Annotated in this window: 6 protein-coding genes; 2 read left to right on the forward strand and 4 right to left on the reverse strand. The window is 73.9% G+C overall.

Annotation, left to right across the window (positions count from 1 at the left end):
• Window positions 1-32: 32 nt before the first annotated feature.
• The 4 genes from ACMA1D_RS25720 to ACMA1D_RS25735 form a co-directional block, all read right to left on the reverse strand.
• Window positions 33-1,733, reverse strand: a complete 1,701-nt coding sequence (locus tag ACMA1D_RS25720) for a multicopper oxidase family protein (RefSeq protein WP_414726381.1) — start codon at window positions 1,731-1,733, stop codon at window positions 33-35.
• 192 nt (window positions 1,734-1,925) lie between these two features.
• Window positions 1,926-2,474, reverse strand: coding sequence for a hypothetical protein (locus ACMA1D_RS25725; protein ID WP_414726382.1), 549 nt, complete (start codon window positions 2,472-2,474; stop codon window positions 1,926-1,928).
• A 55-nt stretch (window positions 2,475-2,529) separates the two neighbouring features.
• Window positions 2,530-3,258 (reverse strand): GntR family transcriptional regulator, encoded by a 729-nt coding sequence (locus ACMA1D_RS25730; RefSeq protein ID WP_414726383.1) that lies wholly within the window; start codon window positions 3,256-3,258, stop codon window positions 2,530-2,532.
• A 326-nt stretch (window positions 3,259-3,584) separates the two neighbouring features.
• Window positions 3,585-5,639: a collagenase gene (locus ACMA1D_RS25735; protein ID WP_414726384.1), complete on the reverse strand. Its 2,055-nt coding sequence runs from the start codon at window positions 5,637-5,639 to the stop codon at window positions 3,585-3,587.
• A gap of 409 nt (window positions 5,640-6,048) precedes the next feature.
• Between ACMA1D_RS25735 and glnA the strand changes: the two genes are divergently transcribed.
• Complete coding sequence (glnA, locus tag ACMA1D_RS25740) at window positions 6,049-7,410, forward strand: type I glutamate--ammonia ligase (protein WP_349994291.1); 1,362 nt, start codon at window positions 6,049-6,051, stop codon at window positions 7,408-7,410.
• A 356-nt stretch (window positions 7,411-7,766) separates the two neighbouring features.
• On the forward strand, window positions 7,767-10,038 hold a 2,272-nt coding region (locus tag ACMA1D_RS25745; RefSeq protein WP_414726385.1), incomplete at its 3' end, for a bifunctional [glutamine synthetase] adenylyltransferase/[glutamine synthetase]-adenylyl-L-tyrosine phosphorylase.

Genomic DNA, 10,038 nt, shown 5'->3' on the forward strand with positions numbered 1-10,038 from the left:
TGCCCCGGGGGTGGACGGACGGGCCCGGGCGGCTACTTCCGATAGCCCAGGACCGTCATCATCCCCGACTCCGCGTGGTAGACGTTGTGGCAGTGCAGCATCCACAGGCCCGGGTTGTCGGCGTCGAAGTCCACGTCGAGACGGCGGCCCGGCAGCACGATGGCGGTGTCCTTGCGCGCCCCGGCGTTCGGCGCACCACCGCGCCCGGCCGCCCCGCCGGCCAGCGCGAAGGTGTGCCCGTGCAGGTGCATCGGGTGCCACATGGTCGTCGCGTTCTCGAACGACAGCCGCACCCGCTCGCCCGCGCGCACCGGATAGCGGGCCGCCGGGTCGTACCGCCTGCCGTTGACCGCCCAGTCGTAACGGGCCATCGAACCCGTCAGCCGCAGCTTCACCGTGCGGTCCGGGGCGCCGGGCGCCAGCCGTACGGGCTCCGCCGCACGCAGGTCGGACGCGGTGAGCAGGCGGCCGGACAGCTCCCTCGGCCGGGTGCGCGCGGTGGGCGCCGCGCCGCCCCCGGTGCGCAGCACGGCCAGCGCCGCCCGCCGCTTCCCCTCGGCCACCGCGGTCAGCGGGAACACCCCGTCGCCGGCGGTGACCAGCACGTCGTAGCGCTCGCCCATGCCGAGCAGCAGCGCGTCGGTGCGCGCGTGCTCGACGGGGAAGCCGTCGGTGTGCGTGACCGTCATCTCGTGCCCGCCGAGCGCCACCCGGAAGGCGGTGTCCCCGCCCGCGTTGATGAACCTGATGCGCACCCGGTCCCCGGGCCGCGCCCTGAAGGTCCGCGGACCTTCCGCCCTGCGCCCGTTGACCAGGTAGTACGGGTACGCCACGTCGCCCGCGTCGCCGCCGAGCAGTTTGCTGGTGGCGCCCATCATCATGCGCGGCGGCCCGGTGCGGCCGGTCCCGCCGCCGGACCCACCGCCGGGGCTGGGGCTCGGGCCGCTGCCCGCCCCGTGGTCCATCCCGCCGTGGTCCACGGCCCCGTCGCCCGTCCCGCCGCCGTGGTCCATGTTCCCGTGGTCCATGCCGCCGCCGTGGGCGCCGCCGCCGTGATCCATGCCGGCGCTGAGTTCGGCGAGCACGGCGTCCGGGGTGCTGCCGTCGACGCCGTCCACCCAGTCGTCGAGCACCACGACCCACTCCTTGTCGTACGCGAGCGGCTCCTTGGGGTCCTCGACGATCAGCGGCGCGTACAGGCCGCGGTCCTGCTGCACGCCCGAGTGCGGGTGGAACCAGTACGTGCCGGGGTGCGGCAGCGTGAAGCGGTAGTCGAACGCGGCGCCGGCGCGCACCGGGCGCTGGGTCAGGCCGGGCACCCCGTCCATGTCGTTGCGCAGGGCGAGGCCGTGCCAGTGCAGCGAGGTGGCCTGCGGCAGGTGGTTGGCGAGCCGCAGGGCGAGCGTGTCGCCCGCGGTCACCCGCACCTCCCGGCCGGGCAACTCACCCCCGTACGCCCAGGAATGAACGCTGACCCCGCCGCCCAGGTCCAGGCGGGCGCGGGCCGCGGTGAGGTCGAACCTGCGCTCGGGGCCCGGGCGGCGCCGGCGTTCGGCCGCGGCGACCTCCGGGCCGTCGGGCGCGAGGTAGTCGCCGCCCGCTTCCGGACCGGAGCCGGCGGACGGGCCCGAACGCGAGCCCGGGTCGGAGTCGGACGAACAGGCGGCGAGCAGGCCGCCGCCGGCGAGTGCGGTGGTGGCGGCGAGCACGGCTCGCCGGGTGGTGCTGCGCATACGAGATGCACCTCGAATCACATCGGTGGCTACGCGGGAGGGAGGCTCGAACGCCGCTCGTAGGCACCCGTCACCGACCGGCCGACGGCACGCCAACGTCCTTGCTGGTGCAGGGAGTTGACCGGTCGGCTGGCGATGTTCCGAGGAACTGGTCTGGCCGGTGGGTGGGGGTGGGGAGCGGCGTGGCCGCCGCTATATGCGCAGCACCGGAAGGCGGGCCGCGGCGGTGGCCAGCGGGGGCGGCCCGCGCCGTCGCGGCCGGCCGGGTGCGCCGAGGCACCGCACGGCAGCAGCCCCGGTACGGCGCCGTGCGGCGGCGCTCAGCACCAGCACGACGGTCCACGCCACGAGCACGGCGAGGCAGACGGAGAGCGGGTCCATGCCGCCGTGCCCTGGCGCGGCGATCTGGTCGGCGACCTGGGCGCCGAGCCGTGGGGGCGCGGGGTGGGCCGGGCGGGTGAGGGTGTCACCCGGCTCGGGCCGGGCGGCCGTCGCGTGGTGTGCCGTGGCCCCGGGCGCGCCGGCGGTCGGCTCTCCGCTCGCGTCCACGGCCCGGTGTGCGGCCGTCACGCCGGGCTCGCTCGCCGCCCCTGGCCCGCCCGCCGACCCGTGCTCCGCGGGATGGCCGATGGTGTGCATCGTGACGATGCCGAAGAGTAGGGCGGACAGCAACAGCAGCCGAGCGCACCAGGCGGTGCCCCGGCGCGGGGCGTGCGGCGCCGTGCGCGAGCGGGCTGACATCGCGGGTAGCTTACCCCCGTGGGGTATGTGTGTCAGGGGGTGGGGCGGAAACCGACTACCGCCGGGCGGACCCCCGCGAGCCGGGGCCCGGGGCGGGGGACGCCGCCGCGCCCGCCTCCTTGTCGCGCGCTGACCACAGCGAGCGGACGTGGCCCAGATGGCGGCGCATGCACTCCTGGGCGCCCGCGGCGTCGCCGGCGATCATCAGGTCGAGCAGTTCCAGGTGCTCCTCGGCCGAGGCGATCAACTCGCCGTTGCTGTCCAGCCGGGCGAGGCCGTAGAGGCGGGCGCGCTTGCGCAGGTCGCCGACGACCTCCACCAGTCGGGCGTTGCCGGCCAGGCCCACCAGTTGCAGGTGGAACCTGCGGTCCGCCTCCAGATAGCCGATCAGGTCGTGCCGGCCGGCGGCGGCCACGATCTCCTGGGCCACCGGGCGCATCGACTCCAGGTCCTCCACCGCCACGGTGCGGGTCACCCGCCCGATCGTGGGCACCTCGATGAGCTCCCGGATCTCGCTGTACTCGTCCAGGTCGCGGTCGGACAACTCGGTGATCCGAAAGCCCTTGTTCCGCACCGGCTCCACCAGGCCCTCGCGCGCGAGGGCGAGCATGGCCTCGCGGACCGGCGTCGCCGACACGCCGAGTTCGGCCGCGAGCGCGGGGGCGGAGTACACGGTTCCGGCCTGGAGTTCACCGGCGATCATGGCGGCGCGCAGGGCGTTCGCCACCTGGTCGCGCAGCCGCTCCTGGACCAAGATCAAGTTGCGTTGCCGCAGGTCAGCCACGTGGGCCTCCGTCCTAGGTTCGGCACGGAGAGTATAACTTCACATGTCATGCGGCCGACGGGGCCGATGGGCCGGCTCGGCGGAGCCGCGGGGGCCGCAGGGGTGGCTGACGCCGGCCCGCACCCGTACGTGTCAGCGCGCGGGGAAGCCCGCCGGGTGCGCCGCCGCCCCGGGTGGCTCCGAATCTCGCCCCGCGCCTCAGCCTCCGAGCCCGGGCACCCGCCCCGCGCAGCCGCCGCCCCCGGTCCGTATGGGGGGACGGGCCGAGGGCGGCGGGGTCGGGAGGGCGGGAGCCGGGCGCTTCGGTCCGGCTCCCGCCGCGTGGGTCAGCCGGCCCGGTGGGTCGGCGCGGCGCCCGTGCTCGCGCAGCCGCCGGCCGCGCACTCGGTCAACCAGGCGTCCCAGTCGGCGTCGTAGCTGCTGCCGATGGTCCGCGTCAGGTGCGCCCGCGCGGCCTGCCAGTCACCGCTGCGGTAGTGGCCGAGCACCGTGTCCACGTCGCCGCGGTGCCGCTCAAGCAGGTACCGCACCGCCAGGTAGCCCCACCGGTAGACCCGGGTGGTGTCGGCGTTCTCGTACGTCGTGTCGAAGAGCGTGCTCAGCCGGTAGGTGTGCTTGCCGGCCTCGGTCGCCGCCTCCTGGTAGGGCAGGTTGCGGTAGGAGTACGAGACGTACTCGGCGAAGCCCTCGATCCACCACACGGTCGGCGTGCTCACCCCGGCCTCGAAGCCGCCGTGCATGTTGAAGCGGCCGTCGAGGTAGTGGGTGTACTCGTGGTTGAGGTTCCAGATCGCGAACTCCGGCCGCTGCCACTCCGCCTCGTAGGCGATGAACCGCGGCTGGTTGCCGACCTTCGACGGGTCGCCCTCCAGGTACATGCCGCCGTTGTTGGTGTCGATGCCGTAGATCGCGCCGGCGTACGTCTGGTAGTCGGTGCTGGAGTCGAAGGCCGTGACCTCGATGGTCTCGTTGTGGTCGTCGGCCACCGGGCCGCTGTCCCGGGCGACGTCGTGGAAGAACGCGTCCTGCCCGGTCAGGCTGGTGCAGGTGGCGGCCAACTGGTCGGCCGTCATGTCCTGCGCCCGGATGCTGATGCTCGGACCGCACGAGTGCCGCACCGGCAGCGCCGCGTCCGACAGCCGCTTCGGCAGGTCACAGGTGCCGTAATCGGCGCAGTTGTCCCCGTCGTACGCGGCGGTCATCTCCGCCACGCCGACCCACAGCGGCGCGGTGCGGCCGGTGATCTCGCTGCGCCGGAGCAGGTCCCTGGCCAGCGGCGCCACCTCGGCGCGCAGCGAGGCGTGCTGGAGGAAGCGGCCGAGTTCGCGCCCCGCGTTGGAGGTCAGGTAGCTCCGCTCGCCACCCAGCAGGTCCAGGTGCGCGGCGGCGAAGTCGGACAGCGTCCGCAGCACGCCCGGGTCCCGCTCGACCGCGGTCACGAACTCGGGCACCTGGTGGCCGCGGAAGAGCACGGTGTACACGTTGTTGACCGCGTTCAGCATCCACCACGAGCCGTCGTACGAGGAGTCGTACGCCGTCAGCAGCCGCTCCACCACCGGCAGGTAGCGGGCGTTCTCCTCGGCGCTGTCGATCAGGACGACCGCCTCGGACAACGTCTCCCCGTTGGCGTCGCTCACGTCACCGGAGTGCGCGGAGCCGAAGAACGCGTCGAGACCGCCCTGGATCGCCGAGCGCAGCGCGGGCCCGTACGCGCCGACGTCCTCCTGGTGGTACCAGTGCACGAAGTACCCGGCCCGCAGGAACAGCACGATCTGCGGCATCCCGGTCGAACCGTCGCCCGGGTAGTCCGCCGAGCCGGCCCGCAGTGCGTTCGCGACCGTGACCATCTGCTCCTCGCGGAAGGCGCCGCGCGCATCGGAGCCGGTCAGGTTGAACAGCGTGTTGATGCAGTCGGGCGCCGCCCCCTTGACCTTCTCGACCAGTGCGGCGCCGGTGTTGCCGGTGAAGTCCGCGACGTCGCAGGCCACGCGGGCGCCCTGGCGCGCCGACGGCCGGCGCTGCGCGTCGGAGCGGACGGCGGAGTCGGCCGGCTCGTCGTACGAGCGGCGCAGCGCGTCCTTGCTGGCGGCCAGCGGCGGGCGCTGCGACACCGGGGCCGCCGCGTCCCGTACGTGCTCGGGGTCATCGGCCTGGGCATCGGCCGCGGCCGTGCCCTGCGGGGCTGCGCGGTGGGGGTCTGCGCCGTGCGGGTTCGCGCCCTGCGGGCCCGCGCCGGTGGGGCCCTGGGTGCGGGCGGCGGCGGGCGCGGGGGTGGCGGGGGCGGCCTGGCTCGGGGCGGCGAGCAGCCCGCCGCCCAGGCACAGCGATATCGCCAGCGCCGCCAGGGGGCCGGTGCGTCCGCGCACCGGGGTCCTTCTCATGGCAGTTGCCTCCTGTGGGGGTGGAGTTGCCGTGCGCGGGGCGCACGGGGGCACCCCGCGTCCGCCGCGTCTGACATGGACACGAACGGGAGGGGTGTGCCATGTAAAATTTCACACGTCACCTCACATGGGGAAGGGGTTGAGTGGGGCGAGTTCTGTTCGGGGGCTCCGGGCCGCCGGTCGGGCTGCCGGGCGGGGGTGCGGGGTGCGGTCGCCGTCAACGCGATGGCGTAGCGCCAAGCACCTGACAAACGGGGAAAGTCACGACACCCGGGGGAACCCGTACGCGCTGGCGCAAAGCGCCGGGGCGGATGCGAAACTCAACGGAAACCCGCTGGCGTGATACTGAGGTGTCACCGGATCTGCCCAGCACCCCAGAGCGGCCGTCTGACCTGCGAGGATAGGGACTATGGACAAGCAGCAGGAGTTCGTGCTCCGCACGCTCGAAGAGCGCGACATCCGCTTCGTACGGCTGTGGTTCACCGATGTGCTCGGCTTCCTCAAGTCCGTCGCGGTGGCGCCCGCCGAGTTGGAGCAGGCGTTTGACGAGGGAATCGGCTTCGACGGCTCCGCCATCGAGGGCTTCGCCCGGGTCTACGAATCGGACATGATCGCGAAGCCGGATCCGGCCACCTTCCAGATCCTGCCCTGGCGCGCCGAGGCCCCCGGCACCGCACGCATGTTCTGCGACATCTTGATGCCGGACGGCTCGCCCTCGTACGCCGACCCGCGCTACGTCCTCAAGCGCATCCTCGCCAAGACCTCCGACCTCGGCTTCACCTTCTACACCCACCCCGAGATCGAGTTCTTCCTGCTCAAGGACAAGCCGGTGGACGGCACCCGGCCGGTGCCCGCCGACTCATCGGGCTACTTCGACCACACCCCGCAGAACGTCGGCATGGACTTCCGCCGGCAGGCGATCACCATGCTCGAATCCATGGGCATCTCGGTCGAGTTCTCCCACCACGAGGGCGCCCCCGGCCAGCAGGAGATCGACCTGCGCTACGCCGACGCGCTGTCCACCGCCGACAACATCATGACCTTCCGCATCGTCATGAAGCAGGTCGCGCTGGAACAGGGCGTACAGGCCACGTTCATGCCCAAGCCGTTCTCGGAGTACCCCGGCTCCGGCATGCACACCCACCTCTCCCTCTTCGAGGGCGACCGCAACGCCTTCCACGAGTCGGGCGCCGAGTACCAGCTCTCCAAGGTGGGCCGCTCCTTCATCGCCGGCCTGCTGCGGCACGCCGCGGAGACCTCGGCCGTCACCAACCAGTGGGTCAACTCGTACAAGCGCATCTGGGGCGGCTCCCAGCGCACCGCCGGCGCGGGCGGCGAAGCCCCCTCGTACATCTGCTGGGGCCACAACAACCGCTCCGCGCTCATCCGGGTCCCGATGTACAAGCCCGGCAAGACCGGCTCCACGCGCGTGGAGGTCCGCTCCATCGACTCGGGCGCCAACCCCTACCTCACGTACGCGGTGCTGCTGGCCGCCGGCCTCAAGGGCATCGAAGAGGGCTACGAACTCCCGGCCGGCGCCGACGACGACGTCTGGGCCCTCTCCGACTCCGAACGCCGCGCGATGGGCATCGAGCCCCTGCCCCAGAACCTCGGCGAGGCCATCGCCCTGATGGAACGCAGCGAACTGGTAGCCGAAACCCTGGGCGAACACGTCTTCGACTTCTTCCTCCGCAACAAGAAGCAGGAGTGGGAGGAGTACCGCAGCGAGGTGACGGCTTTTGAGCTGCGGAAGATGTTGCCGGTGTTGTAGGGGCGGGTTGGGGGCCCGGCCCCCAGCCCAGCCGGTAAGGCCGACGCTCACGTCCCGTCGGCCCTGAGCAGCCCGCCCGCGCGCGGCGCCGCCCCCCCCAGCCCCACGCGCGCCGACCCCAGGCCCTACCCCCACCCCACCCCCCGCCCCAGACTCCCCGCGCCCACCCCCCCGTGACGCGGACCCGCAGTCCGGGTCACCATGGGGCGCGGGGGACACGGGTGGCCCGTGCCGGTGGCTCCGTGCCGGGCAGGTACTAAGCTCCCGTGCGGATCATGGCGAGTGGTCGTGGCACCAGGCGGCTGCACGGTGGGCGCCTGCACCGGGTGACGACCGCGCGGAAAGGCGGGTGCGCCGTGCTGCAAGGGCGACGGGACAGCCAGTACGGACGGCTGCTGCGCTACGGATTCACCGACACCGCGGCGGCCGGGCTGCTGCTGGACGCGCCCGTGCTCGCCAGCGTACGGGCCGATCCCGTGCTGCTCGACGCGCTGGGGGCGACCGCCGATCCGAACCTGGCGCTGCGCGGCCTGGTGCGGTTGGCGGAGGCGCTGTCCGACGAGGAGCGGCAGACGCTGTTGACCACGGTCGTCTCGGCCAAGCCGCTGCGGGACCGGCTGCTCGGGGTGCTCGGCGCGTCCGAGGCGCTGGGCGACCACCTCGCGCGGCACCCGGGCGACTGGCACTCGCTGGTCACCTACGAATCGGCCGACCTGCACCCGACCACGGCCGAGTTCGAACAGGCGCTGGCCGACGGCGTGTGGGGCGGCGCGGACGGGCACCACAGCAAGCCCGCGGACGGCCACCAGGCCAAGCCCGCGGACAAGCAGCAGAGCAAGCCCGACGCGCTGCGCGCCACCTACCGGCGCTGCCTGCTCGGCCTCGCCGCCCGCGACGTGTGCGGCACCACAGGGGTTGCGCAGATCGCCGCCGAACTCGCCGACCTGGCCACCGCCACCCTGCGCATCGCCCTGCGGATCGCCGCCGAGGAAGCCCCCGAGGACGCCGCGGCCTGCCGGCTCGCCGTCATCGGGATGGGCAAGTGCGGCGGGCACGAACTCAACTACGTCTCCGACGTGGACGTCATCTTCGTCGCCGAACCACCGCTGCAACCGGGCGCCGGCGCGGCCGACGGCGACGGCGGCCCGGGGGACGCCGAGTCGACCGCGCTACGGGCCGCCACCCGGCTCGCCGCCCGACTGGTCCGGATCTGCGGCGACGTGACCGCCGAGGGCACCATCTGGCCGGTCGACGCCAACCTCCGCCCGGAGGGCCGCAACGGCCCCCTGGTCCGCACCCTCGCCAGCCACCTCGCCTACTACCAGCGGTGGGCCAAGACCTGGGAGTTCCAGGCGCTGCTCAAGGCCCGCCCGGTGGCCGGTGACGCCGCGCTCGGGCAGGCGTACGTGGCGGCCGTCGAACCCCTGGTGTGGCAGGCCGCCGAGCGCGACAACTTCGTGCCCGACGTACAGCAGATGCGCCGCCGGGTGGTCGAGAACATCCCGGCGGCCCAGGTCGACCGGGAGATCAAGCTCGGCCCCGGCGGGCTGCGGGACGTCGAGTTCGCCGTGCAGCTGCTCCAACTCGTCCACGGCCGCAGCGACGCGTCCCTGCGCAGCGGCAGCACCCTGGAGGCGCTCGCCGCGCTCGCCGCCGGTGGCTACGTGGGCCGCGCGGACGCCGCAGCCCTCGACGACGCGTACCGCTTCCTGCGCGCCATGGAGCACCACATCCAGCTCTACAAGCTGCGCCGCACCCACCTGGTCCCCGAGGACGAGGCCGACCTGCGCCGGCTCGGCCGCTCCCTGTCGCGGCCCTTCGACTGGCCGCGCACCGAGCCGGTGACCCGGCTGCGGCAGGAGTGGAAGCGGCACGCGCGCGAGGTGCGGCGGCTGCACGAGAAGCTGTTCTACCGGCCGCTGCTGGACGGCGTCGCCCAACTCGAACCGGGCGAGACCCGGCTCAGCTCCAAGGCCGCAGGCCAGCGCCTGGAGGCACTCGGGTACGCCGACCCGGTCGGTGCGCTGCGCCACCTGGAGGCGCTGGCCTCCGGGGTGACCCGCAAGGCCGCCATCCAGCGGACGCTGCTGCCGGTGCTGCTCGGCTGGTTCGCCGACTCCGCCGACCCGGACGCGGGGCTGCTCGGCTTCCGCAAGGTCTCCGACGCGCTCGGCAAGACGCCCTGGTACCTGCGGCTGCTGCGCGACGAGGGCGCCGCGGCCGAGAACCTGGCCCGGGTGCTGTCCGCCGGCCGGCTCGCCCCCGACCTGCTGCTGCGCGCCCCCGAGGCGGTCGCCCTGCTCGGCGACCCGCAGGGGCTGCGCCCGCGCACCCGCGAGCACCTGGAGCAGGAGGTGCTGGCCGCCGTCGGCCGCGCGGAGGGGCCGGAGCAGGCGGTGGCGGCGGCACGCGGCGTGCGGCGCCGCGAACTGTTCCGCACCGCGGCGGCCGACCTCATCGGCGCCTTCGCCCCGTACCACGAACACCCCGGGCACCCCGATCACGCGGGGCGCCAGGAAACGGCGCACGGAGGCGCGGGCGCGGGTACCGGGCTCGCTGCACTTCCGGCGGCCGGCGGCACCGGCGTCGGCTCCGGCGAACCCGCCGCGCACGGCCCGGGCGCGGGGG

This window comes from Streptomyces sp. 796.1 (assembly GCF_047525675.1).
Classification (GTDB): domain Bacteria; phylum Actinomycetota; class Actinomycetes; order Streptomycetales; family Streptomycetaceae; genus Streptomyces.

Coding starts and splice junctions, on each gene's coding strand:
- ACMA1D_RS25725 (WP_414726382.1), bottom strand. CDS start 2,474: ATGTCAGCCCGCTCGCGCACGGCGCCGCACGCCCCGCGCCGGGGCACC.
- ACMA1D_RS25735 (WP_414726384.1), bottom strand. CDS start 5,639: ATGAGAAGGACCCCGGTGCGCGGACGCACCGGCCCCCTGGCGGCGCTG.
- glnA (WP_349994291.1), top strand. CDS start 6,049: ATGGACAAGCAGCAGGAGTTCGTGCTCCGCACGCTCGAAGAGCGCGAC.
- ACMA1D_RS25720 (WP_414726381.1), bottom strand. CDS start 1,733: ATGCGCAGCACCACCCGGCGAGCCGTGCTCGCCGCCACCACCGCACTC.